This is a genomic window from Sphingopyxis sp. RIFCSPHIGHO2_12_FULL_65_19 (assembly GCF_001830555.1).
In the GTDB taxonomy this organism is placed as follows: Bacteria; Pseudomonadota; Alphaproteobacteria; order Sphingomonadales; family Sphingomonadaceae; genus Sphingopyxis.
In genome coordinates this window covers 117-23,543 of sequence record NZ_MIAM01000043.1, presented here as the reverse complement: position 1 = coordinate 23,543, position 23,427 = coordinate 117, and the positions used below count along the sequence as shown (strand labels likewise).

The following is a 23,427-nucleotide window of genomic DNA, read 5'->3' as shown; positions in this document are numbered from 1 at the left end:
GGAGGCGGCAGCTATGGCATCGACGCGGCGTCGAACAGCTTCTTCGGCCACAGCGCGACCGAAATGTCGCTGTCCGAAGCGGCCGTTGTCGCGGGACTGGTCAAGGCGCCGTCACGCTATTCCCCGACCGCCGACGCCCAGGCCGCGCTCGGCCGCGCCGGCGTAGTGCTGGGCGTGATGGTCGATGCCGGGGTCATCAGCCAGGCCCAGGCCGACAGCGCCGAACCCGCCAATGTCCAACTCGCCAAGGAAACCGGGCAAAACAGCGCGCGCTACTTCAGCGACTGGGCGCTGCCGCAGCTCGACATGCTGATCGACGAGGGCAGCGAGGCGCTCGACGTCTATACGACGATCGACCTTGGTATGCAGCGCGCGGCGACCGCGTCGATCCAGGCGAACACGCCCGGCGGCGTCCAGGGTGCGCTCGTGTCGCTCGACAGGGACGGCGCGGTGCGCGCGATGGTCGGCGGCAAGGATTATGTGACGTCGAACTATAACCGCGCGACGCAGGCTTTGCGCCAGCCGGGATCGGCGTGGAAGCTGTTCGTCTATATGGCGGCGCTCGAAGCGGGTTATAAGGTCGGCGACCCGGTGGTCGACGAGCCGGTGACGATCAACGGTTGGAGCCCGCGCAACTCCTCGGGCCGCTTTTCGGGCACGATGGACCTGCGCAGCGCCTTTGCCTATTCGATCAACACCGTCGCGGCCAAGCTTGGCGACGAGGTCGGTTTTTCGGCGGTCGCCAACATGGCGCGCCGCTTTGGCATTACGACCCCGGTCAACACCCATCCGTCGATGGTGCTGGGCAGCGCCGAAGTGCGCGTGATCGACATGACCGCTGCCTTTGCCGCGGTCGCGCGCGGCGGCGTGTCGGTTCAGCCCTATGGCATCACCAAGGTGACGACCGCGAGCGGCGAACTCCTCTATCAACGCCCCGCCGAACGCGGCCAGACGCTGGTCGATCACTGGGTCGCGGCAGGGATCACCGACCTGCTCCAGACCGCGGTCAACACCGGCACCGGCAGAGCCGCGCAGATCGGCCGCCCCGTCGCGGGCAAGACCGGCACGACGACGAGCAACAAGGACGGCTGGTTCCTCGGTTTTTCGAGCGGGATCACGACAGGCGTCTGGATGGGCCGCGACGACGCGAAAGCCGTCGGCGGATTGCAGGGGGGGCGTGCGCCCGCCAAGGCCTTTGCCGATTATATGCGCGTCGCGGTGGCGCGCCGCCCGGTCGAGCAGTTCGACACCGAGGTCGTGCTGCCCGAATGGCAGCTCGAGGATGAGGGCGAGGCCTATATGGGCGAGCCGGGCGAAGAGGGGTTTGTCGACGAAAACGGGATGCCGATCGAGCTGCCTTATGACAGCCGCCCACCCGAAAGCATCGCGCCGCCCCTGCCGCCCGAGGATGGCCCGGTGCTCGACCAGCAATGGATCGAGGAGCAGACCGGCCGCCGCCCACCGACCGACAATGGCATGGCGCCCAAGAACGGCGCCGTGCCCAAGGGGACGCCGCCGGGGCCGCCGTCGGCCAGGCCGCAGCAGCGGCCACCCGTCGAACCGTCCGACTAGGCCCTCGCCCGAACCCGTCAGGCCGCGAACCGATAGCGGTGAAGCGCGCGCCCTTCGCGACGCAGCCACCCGCGCGCCGCCGCGACGTCGCCGTCGTGCAGCTCGTCGACAAGCGCGTGAAAGGATGCGCCATGGTCCATGTGGCGCAGGTGCGCGACCTCGTGCGCAACGGTCGCGCGGCGGACGTGGTCGGGCGCCATCACCAGCCGCCAGCTGTAGCGCAGATCGCCGTCATGCGTGCAACTGCCCCAGCGGCTGCGCGGATCGCCGACCCCGACGCGGCCGACGACCAGTCCCGCCGTCGCCGCGATTTCGCGGCTTTCGCGCTCCATCAGCGCCAGTGCTTCGGCTTTCAGCCAGCGTTCGATACGCCGCCCGACGCTTTCGGCTGGACCGCCGACACGCAGCGCCGCATCGTCGAGCCGGATGGCGCGCGGCGCCGTCGGCGTCCAGTCGATGTGCCGCGCGACCCCCCGAAACGGCAGCGACGCGCCCGGTCCGACCACGACCGGCAGCACCGCTTTGCCGACCTGTTCGGTCAGCCACGCCTGCTGCTCGCTCGCCCATTTCAGCGCCGCGCGCTCGTTGGTCCGGCGCGGAACCGTCAGCCGGAGTTCGCCGCGCGCGCCGTCGAAGACGAGGCGATACCGGCGCGACTGCGCATGGCGGACAACGCGCACCGGCCACGCCGCATCGCCGACCCAGATATGCGGCCCTTCTGCGAGGAAGTCAGACGATGCGTTCGACAAGATGATTCTCGAGCGGACCCGCGAGATCCTCGCCGACCGTCCAGCCGACGATCGATTCGCCGGCCCGGTGCACCGCGTCGCGGTCACCGCAAACAAGATAATGCCAGTCCGGCAGCGGTTCGCCTTCGGCGCGCAGGCGATAGGCGCAGGTCTGCGGCAGCCATTCGATATCGGCCACCTTTGCACGGGTCAGCGTCAGGCAATCGGGAACATGGCGACGGCGGTGCTTGTAATCGCCGCAGCGCGCGGTCGAAAGATCGAGCAGGCGGCAGGCGACATTGGTCGGATAGATGCGGCCCGTATCCTCATCCTCCAGCTTGTGAAGGCAGCATTTTCCGCAACCGTCGCACAGAGCCTCCCACTGGCCGGCATCCAGGCTGGCGAGCGGCGCTTCCCAGAAGGGGCGCTCCGATGTCGCCCCCGCCATCGCTATCGAACCCATTTCGCCAGTTCGGCGGCGACCTTGTCGGGCGCGCCTTCATCGGCGTCGGTCGACGGATCGTCGAGCGGCAGCAACGCAAGCGGCTTGCCATCGGGGTCCATCAGGAACGCCAATTGGCTGTGCGCCATCAGATAGCGGTCGGGCGCCGATCCCGGCACCTTGTTATACGTGACGACATAGGCTTTCGCGACCGCCGCAATCTGATCGGCCGTGCCCGTGAGGCCGAGCAGGCGCGGGTGATAACGCGCGACGAAGGGCTTCAGCGCCGCAGGGGTGTCGCGCGCCGGATCGACCGTGACGAACAGCGGGACGACCTTTGCGCCGCGCGCCGCGTCGGCCTTTTCAAACTGCAACAGGCCGCGCATCAGCTTTTGCAGGTCGACCGGGCAGATATCGGGACAGAAGCTGTATCCGAAATAGACGAGGCGATACTGCCCCGCGAAATCGGTATCGCGAACGGTCCGGCCGTCCTGGTCGGTGAGGGTGAAGGCACCGCCGATGCGCGCGCCTTCGAGCGGCGGGCGCGCGGGCGCGGAGTCGGCGGCGCCATTGCATCCGGCGAGCGCCGCCCCGAAAGCGAGGATCAGGGTTGCGCGCACCAGCCTTTGTCCCATATTTGCGATATTCATCATGGGGCCAGCCTTGGTCGGCTAGGCTCCGAAAATCAACCTTTGTCGTCGCGCGAGCGGCGGACATATTGCCCCAGGGGTCGCCCACATCATGTTTCGACGCGCGGAGTTTCGCCTCGCCACTTTCACCCTTGCGCTGTTCGCGTCGGCGGGCCTGCTCCACGCCCCCGCCCAGGCGCAGTTCCGTGGCGGCTATGCCTTCCTGCAAGCGGTCGAAAGCCGGGACGGGACGAAGGCGACCGAATCGCTGCAGGACGATGCGGCGCTGATCAACACGCGCCATCCCGAAACGGGTGAAACCGCGCTGATCATCGTCACCAAGCGGCGCGACGCGACCTGGCTGCGCTTCCTGCTGGGCAAGGATGCCGATCCGGCGATCGGCGACCGCCAGGGCATGACCCCGCTGATGCACACCGCGCTGCTCAATTTCGTCGATGGCGCCGACGAACTGCTCAAGCGCCGCGCGCCCGTCGACCAGACGAACCGGCGCGGCGAAACCGCGCTGATCCTGGCGGTTCAGGCCAAGAATGTTGCGATGGTGCGGATGCTGGTGAAGCGCGGCGCCAACCCCGACAAGGCCGACCATATTGCCGGTATGTCGGCGCGCGATTACGCCAAGCGCGATGACCGGAGCGGCCAGATCGTCGCCCTGCTCGATGCCAAGAGCGACGCCCCGGTCCGCGACTTCGGGCCCAGCTTCGGTCCGCAATGACATGACCAATGTGACATACTGATTGACTATCACATTATGGTGTGAGACATCCGATGCATGTCCACACAGCTCATCGATCGCATCCGATCCATCGTCGACGAGGGCGCCATGTCGCGCTCGGGCCTTGCGCGCGCCGCCGGTCTCCACGCCAACAGCCTCCGCGATCTTGATTCGCCCGGCTGGAACCCCACCGCCGAAACGCTTCGCAAGCTAGAAAACTGGCTCGCGAACGGCAGCGACCTGTCGCCGATGGCAAGCCCGGAAGAAATCATCGCCGAGGCGCGCAACGGCCGCATGTTCATCCTCGTCGACGATGAGGATCGCGAAAATGAAGGCGACCTGGTCATCCCCGCGCAGATGGCGACCCCCGACGCGATCAATTTCATGGTCACCCATGGCCGCGGCCTCGTCTGCCTGACGCTGACCAAGGCGCGCGTCGATACGCTCGGGCTCGAACTGATGAGCCGCAACAACGGCACACGGCACGAAACCGCCTTCACGACGTCGATCGAAGCGCGCGAGGGCGTGACGACGGGCATTTCGGCGGGCGATCGCGCCCGCACCATCGCGGTGGCGATCGATGCGGGCAAGAGCCGCGACGATATCGTCACCCCCGGCCATATCTTTCCGCTGATCGCGCGCGACGGCGGGGTGCTGGTCCGCGCCGGCCATACCGAGGCATCGGTCGACATCTCGCGGCTCGCGGGGCTCAACCCGTCGGGCGTGATCTGCGAGATCATGAACGACGATGGCACGATGGCCCGGCTCGACGACCTGATTCCCTTCGCGCGGCGCCACGGGTTGAAGATCGGCACGATCGCCGACCTGATCGCCTTTCGCAACCGTACCGACCGGCTGGTCGAATGCGTCGCCGACGAACCGTTCGAATCGGATTATGGCGGCGACTGGCGCTTGAAATCCTATCGCAACAAGGTCGACGGCACGGTCAACCTTGTCCTTCAGAAAGGGCCCGTCGATCCTGCCGGCGTGACGCTGGTGCGGATGCACGCGGTGTCGATCTTTGACGACATCATGGGTCGACCGGGTCCGAAAAAGCGGCGACTGCAACGCTCGATGGACGCCATCGGCGAAGCGGGCGCCGGGGTCATCGTGATGCTGATGCGTCCCCTCCCCGGCTCGGCCGAAGCCGATGCGGCCCCGCCGGCCAGCGGCGGCATGGACCTGCGCACCTATGGCATCGGCGCCCAGATCCTGGCCGACCTGGGCGTCCATGCGATGGAATTGCTCACCCCCACCCACAGCAATATCGTCGGCCTCGAAGGCTATGGCCTGTCGGTCGTCGGCGAACGCCCAATCCCCGGAGAAACATGATGGCCCACGTCCTGATCGTCGAAGCCCGCTTTTATTCGCATCTCAACGACATGCTGCTCGACGGCGTGCGCAGCGCGCTCGACGCCGAGGGGCACAGCCACGAGACGGTCACCGTTCCCGGCGCGCTCGAAATCCCGGCGGCGATTTCGCTCGCCGCCGACAGCGGCCGATACGACGCCTATGTCGCGCTGGGCGTCGTGATCCGGGGCGAGACCTATCATTTCGAGGTGGTGTCGAACGAAAGCGCGCGGGGCATCATGGCCCTGACGCTCGACGGCCTGGCAATCGGCAATGGTGTCCTGACCGTCGAAAATGAAGAACAGGCGCTTGCGCGTGCCGACAAGACGCGCAAGGATAAGGGCGGCGAAGCGGCGAAGGCCGCGCTCGCCATGCTGGCCCTGAAGGAACAATTCGGCATTGGTTGATCGCCCACCTCCCAGCCGCTTTTCCGTCGTCGAACGCGGCGGACGGCTGGTGGTGATCGACAGCGAAACCGGCCAGACCCCGCCGACCGCGGCCGAACGGATGGACATGCACGACCGCAAGCTGGGGGTCGAACCGATCCGCCCGGCGCGGCCAAGCGCAGCGCCGGGCACGGCCTTGCGCGCCGAACCGGGACCGGGCAGCCGAACTGCGCCGCCACCGCGCCCGGCCACAGTCGGCACCGCCGCTTCCGACCGCAACAACGGCCCTGTGGCGGCGGCTACCGAACGGCACAAGCGGCCCTGGACATCGCAGCCGAACGACCGGCCCGCCATCGCTCCGAACCCTGCGCGCGCGGCGCCCCAGCCGACGCCGCCAGCGGCCGACGCGCGCAAGACGATCGTCACCGGAAAATGGTGGGACAGCAAGGGACCGCGGACGGTCGAGCTGGGGCCGAAAGGTCAGACCGAATTGACCGGGGGCTTCATGGCGCTGTTCTTCGGGCTCGTCATTGCGGCAATCGTCGCCTTTTTCGTCGAGCCGTTGCTGCTATTCGTCGGCGCCTTTGCGCTGTTTCGCTTCGGCGGCAATTTCCTGGGTCCGATCGGCGCCCGCATCGTCGACAAGGCGATCGCCGAGCGGGGTTGACCCGGACGGCAGGCGCGCCGCCCGGATCATATTGCCTTACGCCGTCACCAGTGCCGGATAGTCGGTGTAGCCTTCCGGACCCGGTGAATACCAGGTCTGCGGATTGTCCGCCGCCCATTCGGCGCCGGTCCGGATGCGCTCGACCAGGTCGGGGTTGCCGATGAACGGACGGCCGAATGCGATTGCATCGGCGGCGCCGCTCGCCAGGGCCGCTTCGGCAAGCGCGACGTCATAGTCGCTGTTGAGGATCAGCGGCCCCTTGAACGCGGCGCGGATCGCCGGCGATTGCTTGGGGACGTCGGTCCGGCCGAACGTGCCGTCGGGGCCGGGTTCGCGCAGTTCGAGAAAACCGATGCCGAGCGCGTCGAGCGCCGCGGCGGCGACCGGAAACAGCTGTTCGGGGGCGCTGTCGTCGACGCCCTGGGTGTCGCCGTTGGGCGACAGGCGCACCGACACGCGGTCGGCGCCCCACACGCCGATCAGCGCTTCGGTCACTTCGCGGAGCAGGCGAATGCGATTCTCGACCGGGCCGCCATAATCATCGTCGCGCAAATTGCTGCCGTCGCGCAGGAACTGGTCGATCAGATAGCCATTCGCACCGTGCAGTTGCACGCCGTCGAAGCCCGCCTTTTTCGCATTTTCAGCGGCCTTGGCGTAATCGGCGATCACGCGGGGGATTTCGCCGATCTCAAGCGGACGGGCCACTTCCAGTTCCATTCGCCCTTGCGGCGTGTGTGCCTTGCCCGGTCCACGGGTCGCCGACGCCGATACGGGCTGCTTGCCATCGTTGAACACCGAATGGACGAGTCGCCCCATATGCCAAAGCTGCGCAACGATACGCCCGCCCGCGGCGTGGACCGCGTCGGTCACCGGCTTCCAGCCTTCAACCTGGGCGTCCGTCCACAGCCCGGGCGCGCTCGGCCAGCCCAGCCCTTCCTGCGAAATGCCCGTGGCTTCCGAAATGATAAGCCCTGCCGAGGCGCGCTGGCTGTAATAGTCGCGTGCCAGTTCGTTCGGCACGAACCCCGGCCCTGCGCGGCCGCGCGTCAACGGCGCCATGATGATGCGGTTCGGCGCCTCGATTGCGCCCAATTTGATCGGATCGAACAGGGATAGAGTCATCATTCCTCCACGTCGTACTTTCTTCGCGACGGCCCCATCGGTCGTCGCTATGGCCCGCGAAGCTATGGACGCCGCGGCACCGGCACAATGGTAAGTATCAAAAGAAAATCTAAATGACAGCGAAGATCGAAAGCATCGACAGCGAATCGACCGCGCGCGCCGGGCGCTGGGCGTTTGCGGCCTTGCTTGGCGGCAATATCGCGCTGTCGCTCGGCGCAATGCTCGTCCGCATGGCCGACACCGGCCCCACCGCGTCGGCGTTCTGGCGAATGACGCTCGCACTGCCCCTGCTGTTGATCTTTGCGTGGCGTGAAACCGGCGGGCGGATGCCGCCGCGCCCCGCGGTGCTTGTCGCCGCGATGGCGGGCATCTTCTTTGCGCTCGACCTCGCCGCCTGGCATATCGGTATCTTGCAGACCAAGGTCGCCAACGCGACGCTGTTCGGCAATTGCGCCAGCCTGCTGCTCGTCATCTGGGGCATCATCCTGGTGCGCCGGTTGCCGCGCGGATGGCAGGCGGCGGCCATAGGGCTCGCCTTCACCGGATCGGCGCTGCTCATGGGACAAAGCTATGAATTGTCGCCCGACTATCTTGTCGGCGATCTGTTCAGCCTGTTCGCGGGCGTGCTCTATACGGGCTATGTCATTCTGATGCAGCGCGTGCGTGGCACGCTCGCGCCATGGACCGCGCTCGCCATCGCCTCGACGGTCTGCGTGCCCATCCTGCTCGGCACCGCGCTGGCGCTTGGCGAAACGATAATGCCGCAAAACTGGACGCCGCTTATCCTGCTCGCGCTGACCAGCCAGATCGTCGGGCAGGGGTTGATGATCTGGTCGCTGCCGCGCTTCTCGCCGCTCGTCATCGGACTGACGCTGCTGGTCCAGCCGGCAGTCGCGGCGCTCACCGGCTGGATCGGGTTCGGCGAAACCCTGTCGGCCATCGACATATTGGGCGGAATGATGGTCGGCGCCGCACTCGTCCTGATAAGGTTGCCGAGCCGCCGCGCGGCGCCTATCTGATGTCCATGGCTTCCATCCTTCCTGCCGACCCGACGCTCGACGAAATACGCGCTGCGCTCGCGCCGTTGATCGCGGAATCGGCCGCCTTCGACGGCTTCAGTCCCGCCGCGCTTGACGATGCCGCGCGGCGCGCCGCGGTCGCTCCCGACGTCGCCCGCCTGGCTTTTCCCGGCGGTGGACGCGATATGGTCGACGCGTGGTTCGCCGACGTTGACGGCCGGATGGAACAAAGCTGGCCCGCCGAAAGGCTTGCCGCGATGAAGATCCGCGATCGCATCACCGCGCTGGTCGAAACGCGCATCGACCTGCTCGCGGCGCACCGCGAATCGCTCCGCCGCGCGCTGGCGCTGCTCGCGCTCCCGACCAATGCGCCGCACGCCGCCAAGCTCGGCTGGCGCGCCGCCGACCATATGTGGCGGCTCGCAGGCGACACCGCGACCGATTATAATCATTACAGCAAGCGTGCGATCCTCGGCGCGGTCTACGGATCGACGATGGCGGTGTTCCTGAACGACGACAGCGAGGGCTTTGCCGACACGCGCGCCTTCCTGGCGCGCCGCATCGACCAGGTGATGCGGTTTGAAAGCTGGAAGTATCGCCGGGCGTCGCGCAGCGTCGAACGGCCTAGCCTGGCGCGCTTCGTCGGACGGCTCCGCTATCCCGGACGCTGATCGCGAATCGCATAAGGGGGTGGCGCTTCGCGGCGGTTATTGATAATCGCTCGCAAATGACTGTTTTGCTCGAAAATGTGCTGGACCGGGCGCCGCTGGGCGTGATGGTGCGGATTGCCCGGATCGACTGGGATGCGATGTCCGAGGATGAGGGTCGCCGCCTGCGCGAATTCGGCCTGATGGAAGGGTGTGAGGTGACCCCGCTGCACCGCGGCAGCATTTTCTCGCGCGACCCGCTCGCGCTGACGGTCGGCCGGATGAAAGTGATCATCCGCGCACGGCAGGCCGCCGCGATCACCGTCGAGCCCGCGGCGTGACGGGCGCCATTCCCTCGATTGCCCTTGTCGGCAATCCCAACGCCGGAAAATCCAGCCTCTTCAATGCGCTGACCGGCGCCCGGCAAAAGATCGCCAACTACCCCGGCGTCACCGTCGAGCGGAAGACGGGCCATGCAAGCTTTGCCGACGGTCGCCCGATTTCGCTGATCGACCTGCCCGGCACATACAGCATGACGCCCGCCAGCCTTGACGAGGCGGTGACACGCGACGTCGTGCTCGGCAAATTGGACGGCGAAAAACGCCCCGACGCGTTGATTGTCGTGCTCGACGCCGCGAACCTCGACAACCACCTCTGTTTCGCGCTCGAGCTGCTTGCGCTCGGTCTGCCGACGGTGGTTGCACTTAACATGCTCGACCTGGCGGCGCGCGACGGGCTGACGCTCGATGCCGAACGCCTGTCGAAAGAGCTGGGCGTGCCGGTGGTGCCGACGGTTGCGGTCCGCAAGCGCGGGCTCTCCGAATTGCTTGTCGCGGTCGACGGCGCGATCGAGTCGCACCAGCCGCGCGCCACGGTCGCCGCGCCCGCGAACGACGCCTCGCTCCGCCAGCGCGCGCACGCGATCGCGAATGCCGCTACGGTCGACGAAACGCCGGTGCGGCGCTGGACACAACGCGTCGACAATGTCGTGCTCCACCCAGTCGGCGGCCTGATCATTCTCGTCGCTTTGATGTTCGTGATGTTCCAGGCGGTCTTTTCGTGGGCAACGCCGTTCGCCGACGCGCTCGAAGGCGCGATCGGCGTAATCCAGACATGGGTTGTCGGCACCTTCCCTGACAATTTCCTGCGCGGGCTGGTGGTCGAGGGGCTGCTCGCGGGCGTCGGCGCGGTCGTCGTCTTCCTGCCGCCGATCCTGTTCCTCTTCTTCTTCATCCTGCTGCTCGAAGCGTCTGGCTATATGACGCGCGCGGCCTTCCTGATGGACGGGCTGATGGGCAAGGTTGGCCTCTCGGGGCGCGGCTTCATCCCGCTGCTGTCGAGTTTCGCCTGCGCCGTCCCCGGCATCATGGCGACGCGCTCCATCCCCGACGAAAAGGACCGGCTGACGACGATATTGATCGCCCCGCTGATGACCTGTTCGGCAAGGCTCCCCGTTTACACGCTGATCATCGGCGCCTTCATTCCCGCAACTAATGTCGGCGGATCGCCGGTCGGGCTGCAAGGACTCGTGCTCTTTGGCCTGTTCATCAGCGGCATCGTCGGCGCGCTGCTTGTCGCGCTCGTCCTCCGGCGTTCGGTGACCAAGGGCAATGCCGCGGGCTTCATGATGGAAATGCCGCGCTACCAATGGCCGCGCTGGAACGACATCGTCATCGCATTGTGGCAGCGCGCATGGATCTTCCTCCGCCGCGCCGGCACGATCATCGCCGCGACGACGGTGATATTGTGGCTGCTCCTCACCTTTCCGCAGGCACCCGCGGGGCAGAGCCAGGTTGAATATAGCGTCGGCGGCCGCATCGCGAGCGGACTCGAGGTCGTCGTCGCGCCGATCGGTTTCAACCACGACATCGCGCTCGCGCTGATCCCCGCGATGGCGGCGCGCGAGGTCGCCGTGTCGGCGATGGCGACCGCGAACGCGATCGACGCCGGCGACGACGAGGATGCGATGGCCGAGGCGCTCGGCGACCGCATCGCCGGCCGCTGGAGCATCGCCACCGCGCTCGCCTTCCTCGCTTGGTTCGTCTTTGCGCCGCAGTGCATTTCGACCATCGCGATCACCCGGCGCGAGACCAATGGATGGAAATGGCCCCTGTTCATGGTTGGCTATTTGTTCGCGCTCGCCTATGCCGCTGCCGGAATCACTTACTGGACAGCCGTCGCCTTTGGACTAGGCTGATCCTCCACATTTTCTAGCGGAGCGGAGCGGCAATGGCTGGCAGCGTCAACAAGGTTATTCTGATCGGCAATCTGGGCGCCGATCCCGAAATCAAGTCGTTCCAGAACGGCGGCAAGGTCGCCAACCTCCGCATCGCGACGTCCGAGCAGTGGAAGGACCGGATGACCGGCGAGCGCAAGGAGCGCACCGAGTGGCATCAGATCGTGATCAACGGCGAGGGCCTGATCGGCGTCGTCGAGCGTTATCTGAAAAAAGGCTCGAAGGTTTATATCGAAGGCTCGCTCCGCACCCGCAAATGGCAGGACCGCGACGGCAACGACAAATATACGACCGAAATCGTCATCGCGGGCATGGGCGGCACGCTGACCATGCTCGACGGTGCGCCGGGTGGCGGCGGTTCGCGCGGCGGCGGCGGCGACGACTGGAACGCGGGTTCGAGCGGTGGTTCGGGCGGCGGCTGGAATCAAGGTGGCGGCGGCGGTTCGTCCAGCGGCGGCGGCTTTGGTGGCGGCAGCTCGGGCGGCGGTGGCCGTCCACCCTTCGACGACGATCTGGACGACGACGTGCCGTTCTGAGGACGGAATTTAAGCGATGACCGACCCGATCACCGCCGCGGACGTCGCGCGCGGGGTGTGCCGCCTGTTCGCGCAGCAAGGGCTGGTCGCGATTCCCGAGGTGCCGCTGCCCAACGGACGACGCACCGACCTCACCGCGATCGACGCCAGGGGCCAGATCACCATCGTCGAGATCAAGGTCAGCCGCGCCGACCTGCATGGCGACGGCAAATGGCCTGACTATTGCGACTGGTGCGACCGTTTTTACTGGGCGCTGGCAGCAGGACTCGACCCCGCCATCCTCGAAACCGAAGGCTATCGCCGCGAAACATCGGGGCTGATCGTCGCCGACCGCTATGGCGCGGCGGTGGTCCGCGACGCCGCGAGCGGCAACCTCGCGCCCGCACGCCGCAAGGCCGAGCTGCTGCGGATCGGGCGGCTCGCGATGCGGCGGTCGATGGTCGCAGCAGATCCCGAGCTGGCGGCCAGCTGGCTGGAGGGTTAGGCGCCGCGCGCCTGCATCCGTGCCAGATACCGCGCCAGTATATCGATCTCGAGATTGACCGGACGCCCCGCGGCGGCTTCGTTCAGCGTCGTCATCGCCTGCGTGTGCGGGATGATGTTGAGCGTGAAATGCGCCTCGCCATTCGGTTGGTCGGTCACCTCGTTGACGGTCAGCGATACGCCATCGACGGTCACCGACCCTTTGGGTGCGATATGTGCGGCGAGCGCCGCGGGCGCCGCAACCGTGACCGTCACGCTGTCGCCGACGGATTCGACCGACACGATGCGCCCGATATCGTCGACATGGCCGGTCACGATATGCCCGCCCAGCTCGTCGCCTATCTTGAGCGCGCGTTCGAGGTTGAGACGACGCCCCGCGTCCCACATGCCCGCCGCCGTGCGGGCGAGCGTTTCGCCGCTCGCGTCGATCGCGAACCAGTGGCCGGCGGCGTCCGCACCCTTGTCGACGACGGTCAGGCACGCGCCCGAACAGGCGATCGAGGCGCCAAGGTCGATTGTGGCGGTGTCATAGGCGGTGCCGATGACAAGCCGCGTGTCGCCGCGATCCTCGCGGCTGCGGATGGTGCCGATGTCGGTGATGATGCCGGTGAACATGGGGTGGTTATCCTTCTCTGACGCGCTCGTAGACGTCGAGCCGGTCGCTGCCAAGCAGGCGGCTGTCGATCAGGCGCCACCGTCCATGCGCCTGCGTAAGGTCCGCAAGCCCGATGTCGCCAAGCGCGGGCCGCCCGCCGCCGATCAGGATCGGCGCGCGATAGAGCAGCAGTCGGTCGACGCGGTCGGCGGCCAGGAAGGCCGATGCCGCGCCCGCGCCGCCTTCGACCAGCACCGAATCGACGTCGGTGATCGCTTCGGGCGATGCAACCGCGATCCAGCCATCGGGTGCTGTCCCGCGGGTCAGCAACAATTTTTGCGGGCTGCGACGTTCGAGACCGGGCAGGCGCACATCGAGCCGCGGCGCGTCGGCGTCAAGCGTTCCGCGCCCGACGAGAATCGCCTGATGGCTGGCGCGCTCCAGATGGCCGTGCGCGCGGGCGCGGGGGCCGGTGATCCAGCGGCTCGCCCCATCGGCCAGTGCGATCGCGCCGTCGAGCGAGGTCGCAAGCTTCAGCGTCACAAACGGCCGCGCTTCGGTGTGCCGCGTCCACCACGGCGCCATCGCGGCGCGCGCTTCGGCGGGGGCCAGGTTGGCGACGACCTCTATGCCCGCCGCCCTGAGCCGCGCAATGCCAGTGCCGTCGGTGCGCGAATCGGGATCTTGCGCCGCGATCACGACGCGCGCGACGCCGGCCGCGATCAACAGGTCGCTGCACGCCGGGCCGCGCGGGCTGTCATGGGCGCAGGGTTCGAGCGTGACGAAAGCGGTCGCGCCGCGCGCTGCGCCGCCCGCCCCCGCCAATGCGACCGCCTCGGCATGCGGGCGCCCGCCCGCTTGTGTCCAGCCACGCGCGACGACCTTGCCTTGCTTGACGATCAGGCAGCCGACGTTGGGATTGGGCGCCGATGCCGGCCGGCCGCGCCGCGACAGGGCGAGCGCAGCCGCGATCCAGTCGGCATCGGCGGGACCGCGCTGCATCCGGTCAGTCGGCAGCTTTGGGCCGCGCCCCGCGCGCCGCGCGTTCGGCGAGCGTCGAGCGAATCTGCACCGGCTCGGGCTTTTTCTTTGCCGCGGCCGCCGCTTCTTCGCCCAGCGTCTCGCGCGTTACCCTGTCAGCCTCTTCCGAATCATATTCGATACCCAGACTGTCGGCGAAACGCTGATATTCGGCGCGTTTTTGTGCGTTGTGCAGCGTCGTTTCCCTGGCGCGTGCGACCCAGTCGGCGCGGATGTCCTGCGCGCTTCGGTCGGCGGTCCAGTTCTCGAAATAGATGATCTGCTCTTTCGGCGCTTCATAGGGGATCAGATATTTCTCGACCCCGGTGAAAACGAGCCAGGTCAGTGCCAGCGCGACGCCCCAGACCGCCCAGCGATGCGGGCGGGGTTCGCGGATATAGGCCCAGAAATCGGACAGGCCGCCGCCGACATCCATATTGTTGAACATTCCCATCGGCACAATTTAGGCGATGTCGCGACAATTTGCGAGCGGAAGCGGCACAGCACGCGATTGCACGCAACGAACGCTGATAACGTTCTCGATTGCAAAAAATGCAACAGCAGATGCTCTTTTCGCAGTTGCAACATTCATTGTGCAGTGCAATATCACACTTGCCTTTTAGGCATCCTCTCCCAAAACTTTCACGGGCCACCTTCGGGTGGCCCTTTTTTTTGGCCTTTGCGGCCTGAAAGCTGACTTTTTTAGTCGAGAAACGCGTTCCGGTTCAAATCGGCTGTTCGCGAATCAGTCCTGCGCCGGGGTACGCGTCTCGAATCGGCGGACCTCTGCAATGAAACTGCCGGGCAACGGGGTGGGCTGTCCGCTATCGCTGTCGATATGCGCATAGCTGATCTCAATGTCGGTCAGCCGCTCCTCACCCCGGAAAATCCCGCAATGCAATGTGAAGCTGGTTCGGCCGAAGGCGCTGATTCGCGCGGCGATCGTGATCAGCTCGTCGAGCCGCGCCGGTGCATGATAATCGATCTCGCAATGCGTTTCGCGAATGTCTGTACCATATTGGTGAAAATAAGGGCCAGGCTGCCCTTCGCCGATCGCGCGAAAATATTCGGTCACACCAATATCCGCATAAACCAGATAATTGCCGTTAAAGACGATATTCTGGCCGTCGATCTCGTTGAAGCGGACGCGAACATGTTCCTGCACGCGGAAATCGGCGAGCGGCACGTCGCTGTGGATCGTCGTCATGGCGGTGTCAGGCGGCGAGCGCGGCGGGGTTGCGGTCGAGCGGTGCGCACGCGACCTCGAGCCAGTCGCGATCGGCCGCCGGCGTCCCGTCCGCCAGCTTGGCGAAGACTTCGGCATGATAGGCGTCGAGCCAGTCGGCCTCGGCCGCCGAAAGCAGCGCGACATCGACAAGATTTTGCGCAATCGGCGCGAAGGTGATCGTCTCGAATCCCAGCATTTCCTCTTCGGCGTCGGCGATGTTCTGCGGCACCACGATCACCAGATTCTCGATACGAATGCCGAACGCGCCCGCCTTGTAATAGCCGGGCTCGTTCGACAGGATCATGCCTGCGTGAAGCGGCTCTTCGGTTCCAGCCTGCCCTCCGGCGGGCTTGGCGATCCGCTGCGGACCTTCGTGAACGGCCAGATAGGTGCCGACGCCATGGCCGGTGCCATGCGCATAATCGACTCCGTCGGCCCACAGATATTGGCGCGCGAGAATGTCGAGCTGGCTGCCGCGCGTGCCCTTCGGAAAGCGCGCGGTCGCGAGCGCGATGTGACCTTTCAATACCTGCGTGAAACGGCGGCGCATCTCGGCGGTCGGTGTGCCGATCGCGATCGTGCGCGTGATGTCGGTCGTGCCGTCGGCATATTGCCCACCCGAATCGACCAGATAGAGCGTTCCCGTCTCGATCGCGCGATTTGTCGTTTCATCGACTTTGTAATGGGGGAGCGCGCCGTTCGGCCCCGCGGCCGAGATGGTGTCGAACGACAGATCCTTCAGCCCGCCACCTGCCTCACGAAATTCGCGCAGCTTCGCCGCGGCGCCCAGTTCGTCGAGCCCGCCCTGCGGTGCGACCTCCTCCATCCATTTCAGGAAACGCGCCACCGCAATACCGTCACGGACGTGCGCAGCGCGGGTGCCGCTGAGTTCGGTTTCGTTCTTGATCGCCTTGGGCAGCACGGCGGGATCGCGATGGCGTTCGATCCTGGCGCCCGCCGCTTCGAGCGCGGTGAAAATCGCCGCGACGGCGCGGTCGGGATCGACCGCGACCTTCTTGTCCTTGAGGCCGGCGAGCGCGGCCTCGAACGCGTCGCGATCGTGGATACGGACGCTGTTGCCCAGATGCGCGCGCACCGCGTCGCTGACCTTTTCGGGCGCAATGAACAGGTCGGCGGTCGCGTCGGCATGAAGCAGCGCGAAGGACAGGCCGACCGGCGTGTGGCTGACATCTTGCCCACGAATATTGAAGGTCCAGGCGATCGAATCGAGCGCGGTCATCACTGTGGTGTCGAGGCCGTTCGCCTTGAGCCAGTCGGCGATGATCGCTCGTTTCTCGACCGCGCCCTGCCCCGCGAGCGCGGCGTCATGGACCGTCACCACCGCATCGCTCGGCGCGGGCTGGTCGTCCCAAGCCGCGTCGAGCGGATTCGGCGTGACCGCGACGAGGCTCGCGCCCTTCGTCGCGAGCGCCCTTTCGAGCGAGCGCGCCCAGTCGATGCCGTGGAGCCAGGGATCGAAGCCGATCTTCTGCCCCGCGCTGACGTTCGCGCCCAGCCATTCGGCGACGCTCGACTGCGGCACGCCGACATAGTCGAACAGCGACCCGTCGACCTGGTCGCGCACCTGCACCGTGTAGCGCCCGTCGACGAACACCGCCGCCTTTTCGGGCAGCACCGCCGCGGTTCCGGCCGAGCCGCCAAAGCCCGTCAGCCACGCCATGCGCTGTGCATAGTCGCCGACATATTCGCTCATATGCTCGTCGCTGATCGGCACGACGAAGCCGTCGAGACCCCGGCGTGCGAGTTCGGCGCGGACGCGCGCGAGGCGTTCTGCATGGATGGCGCTGGACATCAGACGTTCCTTATTCCTACATCGGCCGATCCCGCCCACAGGGGGCGACACCGCGGGGGATTTTGTGATGCGCGCTATTTGGATGTTTCTGGCAGCAATTGCCACCCCGCTTGTCGCAACACCTTCCCTGTTCGCCAAAGAGAAAGATGCCGCATTGACCAGCCCGACCCCTGCCCTGCCCGCCGCCCCCGTTGCGGAAAAGCGTCCGCACGAAGTGACGCTGCACGGCAAAAAACTGTCCGACCCGTATCACTGGCTGAAGGACGAGAGCTATCCGGTCATCGATGACAAGGATGTCCTCGATTATGTGAAGGCCGAGAATGCCTATTTCGACGCCGCGATGAAACCGCACGCGGCGCTCGTCGAAACCTTGTTCCAAGAAATGAAGGGCCGGATCAAGGAAGCCGATTCGAGCGTGCCGCAGAAGGATGGCGACTGGATTTACTGGGTCGAATATGAAGAAGGCGCCGAATATAAGAAATGGTATCGCAGGTCGGCGTCGGGCTCCGGCGATACCCAACTGATCCTCGACGAAGTCGCGATGGCGGCGGGCAAGGATTATTTCCGCCTCGCAGAAGTATCGGTCAGCCCCAACGGCAAGCTGATGGCCTATTCGTTCGACGACAATGGCTCCGAACGCTTCGAGGCACGCATCCGCAATCTTGAAACCGGCGAACTGCTGCCTGACACGATCCCCGGCACGCTGTCGTCGCTGGTGTGGACATCGGGCAACGACGCGATCCTCTACGGCCTCGCCAACGAGAATTGGCGCACCGACAATGTCCGACTGCACAAGCTTGGCACCCCGGTCGCCGAGGACAAGCTGCTGTATAAGGAACCCGACATCGGCTTCGGCGTCGGGATCGGCAAGACCGCCGCCGACAATTATATCGTCATCGCGACGGGCGATAACGAAACGAGCGAAGTTTACCTCCTCCCCGCCGACAACCCCGAAGCGCCGATGCAATTGGTATCGGCCCGCCAGAAGGGCCGCGAATATAGCGTCGATGAGCGCGAAGGGACGCTCTATATCCACACCAACGACGAGCATCCCAATTTCCGCGTCGCGACCGCCGATATCAAGGCGCCGGGGACGTGGACGACGCTGATCGCCGGTTCGGACGACAATTATCTCACCGGGCTTTCGGTCTTCCGCGACTATTTCGTCCTCGAATCGCGCGAAAAGGGCGTCGATCAGGTCGATATCCGCCGATATGACGCGCCGCTGACCCCGGGCCGGATCAAATTCCCGGAGGCGACTTATGTCGCGGGTCTCGGCGACAATCCCGAATATCATCAGGACAAGCTGCGGCTCGACTATGAATCGATGGTCACCCCCGACACGGTGTTCGATTACGATCTGGCGAGCCGCCAGCTCGAGACGCTGAAGGTGCAGGAAATTCCTTCCGGTTATAACCATGATAATTATGTAACCGAATTGGTGAACATGCCTGCCCGCGACGGCACGCCGGTGCCCGTGTCGCTCGTCTACAAAAAGGGAACGCCGCGCGACGGCAGCGCGCCCATGCACCTCTATGTCTATGGCTCGTACGGCTATCGTGTACCGCCGGGCTTCTCGACGACGCGCCTCAGCCTTGTCGATCGCGGCATGATCTATGCGATCGCGCATGTCCGCGGCGGCGACGACCTCGGCCGCGCCTGGTATCTCGCGGGCAAGACCGACCAGCGCAAGAATACGTTCAACGACTTCATCGACGTCGCCAAGGGGCTGATCGCCGCCAAATATACGAGCGCGGGCAAGATTTCGATCGAGGGCCGCTCCGCCGGCGGACAGGTGATGGGCGCGGTTTACAACCAGGCGCCCGAACTGTGGGGCGCGGTGCTCGCGGGCGTCCCCTTCGTCGATGTCATCAACACGATGGTCGACGAAACGCTGCCGCTAACCCCCGGCGAATGGCCCGAATGGGGCAATCCGATCACCGACAAGGCGGCGTTCGATTATATGCTGAGTTACAGCCCCTACGACAATGTGACCGCGAAAGCCTATCCGCCGATGCTCGTGTCGGCGGGCCTCAACGACCCCCGCGTGACCTATTGGGAGCCGGCAAAATGGGTCGCAAAGCTCCGCGCGACGCGCACCAACGACGCGACGCTGTTGCTGCGCACCAACATGGGCGCGGGCCACGCCGGCAAGTCGGGCCGCTGGGGCGCGCTGCGCGAAGATGCCGAGGAATTCGCGTTCGTGCTGACGCAGCTGGGGGTGGAGAAATAATCACAAACCTCGTCATTCCCGCGAAAGCGGGAACCCGGTTCACGCTGTTGTTCGCTAGGTTCCCGCTTTCGCGGGAATGACGATATCTTGAGTGGCACGTAAGCGCCTAGACGTCCTCACCCAGTCGCTCAAGCCAGGCCTTGGCCTGTTTGGGCTCACCCGGAGCGTTCGTCGAGACGGGCCCGCGCGATGCCTCGAACTCCTCGTGCAACGCGAACGGCTGCAATCCGAGCTGATCGCGTATCCCGTCAATTTCTTCGCCCCGGTCGCACAAATCCGTGACGACGGGTTCCCAATTGGCGCGGGTCCACCGATCCTGATTATGGTCAAATAGGCCCCACGAGCCAGCAGCGGCCTTGCGCAAGGCTTCGCGCAAGACTTGCTCATATTCGGCTTCCAGTTCGACCCGGCGGGTGTCGAGGCGCTCGAGGCGATTCGCCCTGCTCATGAAGCAGCCAGATATCCGTGCGACACCAATTCGGTTTCCAGCGTCTCAGCATCAACAAACCGATGCCCCGTAATCCCAACCGATTCGGCGCCCGCGACATTTTTTGCGACATCGTCGATGAACAGCGCGCCCGCGGGGTCGATGCCGAATCGCTCGATCGCGAGGCGGTAGATTGCGGGGTCGGGCTTCATCAACTTCTCGGTCCCCGACACGATGATATCGCGGAAGCGGTCGAAGATGGGCTGGGTCGGGCGAAAGCCTTCCCAGAATTCATGCCCGAAATTGGTGATCGCGAACAGCGGCACGCCCGCATCGTCGAGCCGCTCGACCAGTTCGAGGCTACCGGGCATCGTGCCGAGGATCGTCTCGTTGAAGCGCGCCGCATAGGCGTCGATCAGATCGTCATGCCCCGGAAATGCGGCCTTGAGCTCGGGCAGCATATCGGCGAGCGGGCGGCCCGCATCGTGCTGGAAATGCCATTCGGGCGTGACGACGTTGGTCACGAACCATTCGAGCTGTTGCTTGTCGTCGATCAGCTTGGCGAACAGGTGGCGCAGGTCCCAGTCGAACAGGACGCGCCCGACGTCGAAGATCACGCTCTGGCGAATCATGGTTGCTCCAGACACGCGAAAGCGCCGCCGGAAGCATCCGACGGCGTTACGCTAACTTCGCTATGCGCGCGGGACATAGGCCCCGGCAGGGCTTCAGCCCTGGCGCGCCTTGAAGCGGCGGTTGGTCTTGTTGATCACATAGGTGCGGCCACGGCGGCGGATAACGCGGTTATCCCGGTGGCGGTCCTTCAGCGACTTCAGGCTGTTGCGAATCTTCATGATCTCTGTCCGTAAATCTTGGCGTTGTTACGCGAAGCGGCGCAACTATGGGGAAGCGGCTCGAAAGTCAACCGCCTTTCAGGCCGATTTCAGCCCGCGAGCGCCTTTTGCCGCCGCCTTTGCACCGACGAGCCATATCCCATCGCCTCGCGATATTTGACGACGGTGCGCCGCGCGATATCGTGCCCCTCGGCCGACAGTTTCTGTGCGATCGTCTCGTCAGACAGGATCGCCTTGGCATCCTCGGCCTCGATCATCGCCTTGATCCTGCTCTTTACGGCCTCCGCCGACACCGCGCCGTCGCCCTCGGTCGCCGAGATACCCGACGAAAAGAAATATTTGAGTTCAAACAATCCGCGCGGACAGCTGAGATATTTGTTGCTGGTGACGCGGCTGACGGTCGATTCGTGCATGCCGATCGCCTCGGCAATCTGGCGCAAGGTCAGCGGGCGCATATGCGCGACGCCGTGGAGGAAAAATCCTTCCTGCTGCTTCACGATTTCGCTCGCGACCTTGACGATCGTGCGCTGACGCTGGTCGAGAGCGCGGACCAGCCAGTTCGCCCCCGCCAGTTGTTCGGAAAGCCAAGCCTTGCTTTTCGACGCCGCGCCCTGCGCCAATTCGGTGTAGTATCGGCGATTGACCAGCAGCCGCGGCAGCGTGCCGCTGTTGATCTCGACTGCCCAGCCCGTCGCCGTCGGGCGGATATAGAGGTCGGGGACGACCGCAGGCGCGCCGTCGCCGCCGAATTTGAGCCCGGGTTTGGGATCATAGCTGCGCAACTCGCGGATCATGTCGGCCAGATCCTCATCATCGACGCCGCAGATACGTTTCAGCTGGGGGAAGGCACCCTTGGCGACAAGGTCGAGATGCGCGATCATCGTCGCCATCGCGGGGTCGTAGCGGTCGGCCTCGCGCGCCTGGATCGCGATACATTCGGCGAGGTCGCGCGCACCGACGCCCGACGGGTCGAAGGTCTGGATTACCGCCAGCACCGCCTCGATCAGCGCGAGCGGCACCCCGAGCTGCGCGGCGAGTTCGGCAAGGTCGGCGCGGAGATATCCCGTCTCGTCGATCAGCGCGACGAGCTGCCCCGCCACGATCGCCTCGATACCGCCAAATCGCTCGCCGACCTGCGCCAGCAGATGGTCGTGGAGCGTGCCCTCGGCCTCCGCAAAGCTGTCGAAATCGATATCCTCGCCCGATCCCGACAGCCCGACATTGTCGCTGGCGCTGTCGTGGTGGAAACTGTCCGCGGCAAGATCGACATCGAGGTCGTTTTCGGTGCCGCCATCGGCGGACAGCGCCTGGTCGGCATCGAGCGACGCCGCTTCCGCTGCGGGGCCATCGTCGCCGCGCTCGTCCCCCGGATCGCCCGTGCTTGCGTCGCTGTCGCCCGAAGTCGCGTCAAGCAGCGGGTTGCCCTCGAGTGCCTCGGCCAGATAGGCTTCGAGTTCGAGGTTCGACAGCGCCAGCAGCTTGATCGCTTGCTGTAGCTGCGGCGTCATCACCAGCGATTGCGACTGGCGGAGATCGAGGCGCGGACCCAACGCCATGGCGGCTTATATTACTGCCCCGCGTGCTCCCGCGAAGGCGGGAGCCCATCTCCGGTCGGCGCCATTTCGAACCCACCGGAGATGGGTCCCCGCCTTCGCGGGGACACATGGAAATTTGTCTGGCGGCGGTCCGCAACGTTCACAGGGAGAAACCCTCACCCAGATACAGTCGGCGCACTTCGGGATCGGCGACCAGTTCGGCCGGCGAGCCGGCAAGCAGCACCTTGCCGTCATAGATGATGCAGGCGCGGTCGACGAGGTCGAGCGTCTCGCGCACATTATGGTCGGTGATCAGCACGCCGATGCCGCGCGTCTTGAGGTCCGCGACCAGGTCGCGGATGTCGCTGATCGACAGCGGATCGATGCCCGCAAAAGGTTCGTCGAGCAGCATGATCGAGGGGTTGGCCGCAAGCGCGCGCGCGATTTCGGCGCGGCGCCGTTCGCCGCCCGACAACGCCATCGCCGCCGAAGCGCGCAGCCGGGTCAGGCCGAATTCGTCGAGCAATTCTTCCAGCCGCCGTTCGCGCGACACCTTGTCAGGCTCGCTGAGTTCGAGCACCGCGCTGATATTCTGTTCGACCGTCATGCCGCGAAAGATCGAGGTCTCCTGGGGCAGATAGCCGAGACCGAGGATCGCGCGGCGGTACATTGGCAAGGCGGTGATGTCGGCGCCGTCGAGCATGATGCGCCCGGCATCGGGCTTGACCAGCCCCATGATCGAATAGAAGCAGGTGGTCTTGCCCGCGCCGTTCGGGCCGAGCAGGCCGACAACCTCGCCCTTGCCCACCGACAGCGAAACGTCGGACAGCACGACGCGCTTGTCATAGCTTTTCGCGATCGAAATCACCGCGAGCCCGTTGCCGGCGGCCGCATCGTCGCGGACATGCGCCCGATGTTCAGCGACGCCATGGTCGCCGTCGGCGGTCATTGTCGCCGGGGTCGCTTCGTCGTCGGTCATTTCGCCATCGCTTCCTGATGAGACATGTGCGGGCGTTACCCGAGGAGCGCCGCCAAGGTCAATCTGGCAAGATCCTTGCATCTGTTGCCGCCACCCCGCGACGGGGAGGGGATTCTAATGCCCCGCTTGCGGCCCGCGCACGATGCCCGACAGGGCGAGCTGTTCATCGATCGCGGCGAGCAGGCGCGCCAGCGCC

General features: G+C 65.6%; 25 protein-coding genes and 1 pseudogene. 12 read left to right on the top strand and 14 right to left on the bottom strand.

Annotation, left to right across the window (positions count from 1 at the left end):
• Positions 1-1,572: pseudogene (locus A3E77_RS12420) on the top strand (transglycosylase domain-containing protein); the annotation flags it as partial.
• Positions 1,573-1,589: 17 nt separating this feature from the next.
• Here A3E77_RS12420 and A3E77_RS12415 read toward each other — a convergent pair.
• The 3 genes from A3E77_RS12415 to A3E77_RS12405 are packed head-to-tail and all read right to left on the bottom strand — an operon-like array spanning position 1,590 to position 3,395.
• Positions 1,590-2,321, bottom strand: a complete 732-nt coding sequence (locus A3E77_RS12415) for a M48 family metallopeptidase (protein WP_293646361.1) — start codon at positions 2,319-2,321, stop codon at positions 1,590-1,592.
• A complete protein-coding gene (locus A3E77_RS12410; RefSeq protein ID WP_293646359.1) occupies positions 2,302-2,748 on the bottom strand; it encodes a YcgN family cysteine cluster protein in 447 nt (148 codons plus the stop codon). The genes A3E77_RS12415 and A3E77_RS12410 overlap by 20 nt, the downstream gene beginning before the upstream one ends.
• Before the next feature lie 2 nt (positions 2,749-2,750).
• A complete protein-coding gene (locus tag A3E77_RS12405; protein WP_293646357.1) occupies positions 2,751-3,395 on the bottom strand; it encodes an SCO family protein in 645 nt (214 codons plus the stop codon).
• Between the two features lie 88 nt (positions 3,396-3,483).
• Here A3E77_RS12405 and A3E77_RS12400 point away from each other — a divergent pair, with 88 nt between their 5' ends.
• Genes A3E77_RS12400 through A3E77_RS12385 form a run of 4 tightly spaced genes read left to right on the top strand, consistent with a single transcriptional unit; the run spans position 3,484 to position 6,507 of the window.
• On the top strand, positions 3,484-4,104 hold the full coding sequence (locus A3E77_RS12400; RefSeq protein WP_293646355.1) for an ankyrin repeat domain-containing protein: 621 nt from the start codon (positions 3,484-3,486) through the stop codon (positions 4,102-4,104).
• A gap of 57 nt (positions 4,105-4,161) precedes the next feature.
• Positions 4,162-5,436, top strand: a complete 1,275-nt coding sequence (gene ribB, locus A3E77_RS12395; RefSeq protein WP_293646353.1) for a 3,4-dihydroxy-2-butanone-4-phosphate synthase — start codon at positions 4,162-4,164, stop codon at positions 5,434-5,436.
• On the top strand, positions 5,436-5,861 hold the full coding sequence (gene ribH, locus A3E77_RS12390; protein ID WP_293646351.1) for a 6,7-dimethyl-8-ribityllumazine synthase: 426 nt from the start codon (positions 5,436-5,438) through the stop codon (positions 5,859-5,861). Before ribB ends, ribH begins: the two co-directional genes overlap by 1 nt.
• A complete protein-coding gene (locus A3E77_RS12385) occupies positions 5,854-6,507 on the top strand; it encodes a hypothetical protein (RefSeq protein WP_293646349.1) in 654 nt (217 codons plus the stop codon). Before ribH ends, A3E77_RS12385 begins: the two co-directional genes overlap by 8 nt.
• Before the next feature lie 36 nt (positions 6,508-6,543).
• On the opposite strand, the gene A3E77_RS12380 is transcribed toward A3E77_RS12385, so the two are convergent.
• Complete coding sequence (locus A3E77_RS12380) at positions 6,544-7,629, bottom strand: alkene reductase (protein WP_293646347.1); 1,086 nt, start codon at positions 7,627-7,629, stop codon at positions 6,544-6,546.
• A 113-nt stretch (positions 7,630-7,742) separates the two neighbouring features.
• On the opposite strand from A3E77_RS12380, the gene A3E77_RS12375 reads away from it, so the two are divergent.
• The 6 genes from A3E77_RS12375 to A3E77_RS12350 are packed head-to-tail and all read left to right on the top strand — an operon-like array spanning position 7,743 to position 12,551.
• Positions 7,743-8,648, top strand: coding sequence for a DMT family transporter (locus tag A3E77_RS12375; protein WP_293646345.1), 906 nt, complete (start codon positions 7,743-7,745; stop codon positions 8,646-8,648).
• Positions 8,648-9,319 (top strand): COQ9 family protein, encoded by a 672-nt coding sequence (locus tag A3E77_RS12370; RefSeq protein ID WP_293646343.1) that lies wholly within the window; start codon positions 8,648-8,650, stop codon positions 9,317-9,319. The genes A3E77_RS12375 and A3E77_RS12370 overlap by 1 nt, the downstream gene beginning before the upstream one ends.
• Positions 9,320-9,375: 56 nt before the next feature.
• Positions 9,376-9,636, top strand: a complete 261-nt coding sequence (locus A3E77_RS12365) for a FeoA family protein (protein ID WP_293646341.1) — start codon at positions 9,376-9,378, stop codon at positions 9,634-9,636.
• On the top strand, positions 9,633-11,492 hold the full coding sequence (gene feoB, locus A3E77_RS12360) for a ferrous iron transporter B (protein WP_293646338.1): 1,860 nt from the start codon (positions 9,633-9,635) through the stop codon (positions 11,490-11,492). The genes A3E77_RS12365 and feoB overlap by 4 nt, the downstream gene beginning before the upstream one ends.
• Before the next feature lie 32 nt (positions 11,493-11,524).
• The gene (ssb, locus tag A3E77_RS12355) at positions 11,525-12,067 is read left to right on the top strand and encodes a single-stranded DNA-binding protein (protein WP_293646336.1); all 543 of its coding nucleotides are present in this window, start codon (positions 11,525-11,527) and stop codon (positions 12,065-12,067) included.
• 16 nt (positions 12,068-12,083) lie between these two features.
• Positions 12,084-12,551: an MmcB family DNA repair protein gene (locus A3E77_RS12350; RefSeq protein WP_293646334.1), complete on the top strand. Its 468-nt coding sequence runs from the start codon at positions 12,084-12,086 to the stop codon at positions 12,549-12,551.
• Here A3E77_RS12350 and A3E77_RS12345 read toward each other — a convergent pair.
• The 5 genes from A3E77_RS12345 to A3E77_RS12325 all read right to left on the bottom strand — a co-directional run bounded on the left by A3E77_RS12345 (position 12,548) and on the right by A3E77_RS12325 (position 17,206).
• Complete coding sequence (locus A3E77_RS12345; protein WP_293646332.1) at positions 12,548-13,165, bottom strand: riboflavin synthase; 618 nt, start codon at positions 13,163-13,165, stop codon at positions 12,548-12,550. The genes A3E77_RS12350 and A3E77_RS12345 overlap by 4 nt on opposite strands.
• A gap of 7 nt (positions 13,166-13,172) precedes the next feature.
• Entirely contained in the window at positions 13,173-14,147 is a 975-nt protein-coding gene (ribD, locus tag A3E77_RS12340) for a bifunctional diaminohydroxyphosphoribosylaminopyrimidine deaminase/5-amino-6-(5-phosphoribosylamino)uracil reductase RibD (protein WP_293646330.1), read from the bottom strand.
• Positions 14,148-14,151: 4 nt separating this feature from the next.
• Positions 14,152-14,619 carry a hypothetical protein gene (locus A3E77_RS12335; protein WP_293646328.1) on the bottom strand — a complete coding sequence of 156 codons (468 nt, stop codon included), beginning with the start codon at positions 14,617-14,619 and terminating at the stop codon, positions 14,152-14,154.
• 291 nt (positions 14,620-14,910) lie between these two features.
• Positions 14,911-15,372: an acyl-CoA thioesterase gene (locus tag A3E77_RS12330; protein WP_293646326.1), complete on the bottom strand. Its 462-nt coding sequence runs from the start codon at positions 15,370-15,372 to the stop codon at positions 14,911-14,913.
• Between the two features lie 7 nt (positions 15,373-15,379).
• The gene (locus A3E77_RS12325; protein ID WP_293646324.1) at positions 15,380-17,206 is read right to left on the bottom strand and encodes an aminopeptidase P family protein; all 1,827 of its coding nucleotides are present in this window, start codon (positions 17,204-17,206) and stop codon (positions 15,380-15,382) included.
• A 67-nt stretch (positions 17,207-17,273) separates the two neighbouring features.
• Between A3E77_RS12325 and A3E77_RS12320 the strand changes: the two genes are divergently transcribed.
• Complete coding sequence (locus tag A3E77_RS12320; protein WP_293646322.1) at positions 17,274-19,439, top strand: S9 family peptidase; 2,166 nt, start codon at positions 17,274-17,276, stop codon at positions 19,437-19,439.
• 106 nt (positions 19,440-19,545) lie between these two features.
• Here the strand turns inward: A3E77_RS12320 and A3E77_RS12315 are convergent, their stop codons facing one another.
• The 5 genes from A3E77_RS12315 to lptB form a co-directional block, all read right to left on the bottom strand.
• Entirely contained in the window at positions 19,546-19,887 is a 342-nt protein-coding gene (locus A3E77_RS12315) for a hypothetical protein (protein ID WP_293646320.1), read from the bottom strand.
• Positions 19,884-20,498 (bottom strand): HAD family hydrolase, encoded by a 615-nt coding sequence (locus A3E77_RS12310; protein WP_293646318.1) that lies wholly within the window; start codon positions 20,496-20,498, stop codon positions 19,884-19,886. Before A3E77_RS12310 ends, A3E77_RS12315 begins: the two co-directional genes overlap by 4 nt.
• Before the next feature lie 93 nt (positions 20,499-20,591).
• Positions 20,592-20,717 carry a type B 50S ribosomal protein L36 gene (ykgO, locus tag A3E77_RS12305; protein ID WP_003046794.1) on the bottom strand — a complete coding sequence of 42 codons (126 nt, stop codon included), beginning with the start codon at positions 20,715-20,717 and terminating at the stop codon, positions 20,592-20,594.
• Between the two features lie 89 nt (positions 20,718-20,806).
• Complete coding sequence (rpoN, locus tag A3E77_RS12300; RefSeq protein ID WP_293646316.1) at positions 20,807-22,273, bottom strand: RNA polymerase factor sigma-54; 1,467 nt, start codon at positions 22,271-22,273, stop codon at positions 20,807-20,809.
• A gap of 139 nt (positions 22,274-22,412) precedes the next feature.
• On the bottom strand, positions 22,413-23,201 hold the full coding sequence (gene lptB, locus A3E77_RS12295; RefSeq protein ID WP_458574448.1) for an LPS export ABC transporter ATP-binding protein: 789 nt from the start codon (positions 23,199-23,201) through the stop codon (positions 22,413-22,415).
• Positions 23,202-23,427: the final 226 nt, after the last annotated feature.

Bases quoted from the DNA above. Each gene is read 5' to 3' on its own strand.
- A3E77_RS12410 (WP_293646359.1), bottom strand. From the start codon at position 2,748: ATGGCGGGGGCGACATCGGAGCGCCCCTTCTGGGAAGCGCCGCTCGCC.
- A3E77_RS12405 (WP_293646357.1), bottom strand. From the start codon at position 3,395: ATGATGAATATCGCAAATATGGGACAAAGGCTGGTGCGCGCAACCCTG.
- A3E77_RS12400 (WP_293646355.1), top strand. From the start codon at position 3,484: ATGTTTCGACGCGCGGAGTTTCGCCTCGCCACTTTCACCCTTGCGCTG.
- ribB (WP_293646353.1), top strand. From the start codon at position 4,162: ATGTCCACACAGCTCATCGATCGCATCCGATCCATCGTCGACGAGGGC.
- ribH (WP_293646351.1), top strand. From the start codon at position 5,436: ATGGCCCACGTCCTGATCGTCGAAGCCCGCTTTTATTCGCATCTCAAC.
- A3E77_RS12380 (WP_293646347.1), bottom strand. From the start codon at position 7,629: ATGACTCTATCCCTGTTCGATCCGATCAAATTGGGCGCAATCGAGGCG.
- A3E77_RS12375 (WP_293646345.1), top strand. From the start codon at position 7,743: ATGACAGCGAAGATCGAAAGCATCGACAGCGAATCGACCGCGCGCGCC.
- A3E77_RS12370 (WP_293646343.1), top strand. From the start codon at position 8,648: ATGTCCATGGCTTCCATCCTTCCTGCCGACCCGACGCTCGACGAAATA.
- A3E77_RS12365 (WP_293646341.1), top strand. From the start codon at position 9,376: ATGACTGTTTTGCTCGAAAATGTGCTGGACCGGGCGCCGCTGGGCGTG.
- ssb (WP_293646336.1), top strand. From the start codon at position 11,525: ATGGCTGGCAGCGTCAACAAGGTTATTCTGATCGGCAATCTGGGCGCC.
- A3E77_RS12350 (WP_293646334.1), top strand. From the start codon at position 12,084: ATGACCGACCCGATCACCGCCGCGGACGTCGCGCGCGGGGTGTGCCGC.
- A3E77_RS12345 (WP_293646332.1), bottom strand. From the start codon at position 13,165: ATGTTCACCGGCATCATCACCGACATCGGCACCATCCGCAGCCGCGAG.
- ribD (WP_293646330.1), bottom strand. From the start codon at position 14,147: ATGCAGCGCGGTCCCGCCGATGCCGACTGGATCGCGGCTGCGCTCGCC.
- A3E77_RS12335 (WP_293646328.1), bottom strand. From the start codon at position 14,619: ATGGGAATGTTCAACAATATGGATGTCGGCGGCGGCCTGTCCGATTTC.
- A3E77_RS12330 (WP_293646326.1), bottom strand. From the start codon at position 15,372: ATGACGACGATCCACAGCGACGTGCCGCTCGCCGATTTCCGCGTGCAG.
- A3E77_RS12325 (WP_293646324.1), bottom strand. From the start codon at position 17,206: ATGTCCAGCGCCATCCATGCAGAACGCCTCGCGCGCGTCCGCGCCGAA.
- A3E77_RS12320 (WP_293646322.1), top strand. From the start codon at position 17,274: ATGCGCGCTATTTGGATGTTTCTGGCAGCAATTGCCACCCCGCTTGTC.
- A3E77_RS12315 (WP_293646320.1), bottom strand. From the start codon at position 19,887: ATGAGCAGGGCGAATCGCCTCGAGCGCCTCGACACCCGCCGGGTCGAA.
- A3E77_RS12310 (WP_293646318.1), bottom strand. From the start codon at position 20,498: ATGATTCGCCAGAGCGTGATCTTCGACGTCGGGCGCGTCCTGTTCGAC.
- ykgO (WP_003046794.1), bottom strand. From the start codon at position 20,717: ATGAAGATTCGCAACAGCCTGAAGTCGCTGAAGGACCGCCACCGGGAT.
- rpoN (WP_293646316.1), bottom strand. From the start codon at position 22,273: ATGGCGTTGGGTCCGCGCCTCGATCTCCGCCAGTCGCAATCGCTGGTG.
- lptB (WP_458574448.1), bottom strand. From the start codon at position 23,201: ATGACCGCCGACGGCGACCATGGCGTCGCTGAACATCGGGCGCATGTC.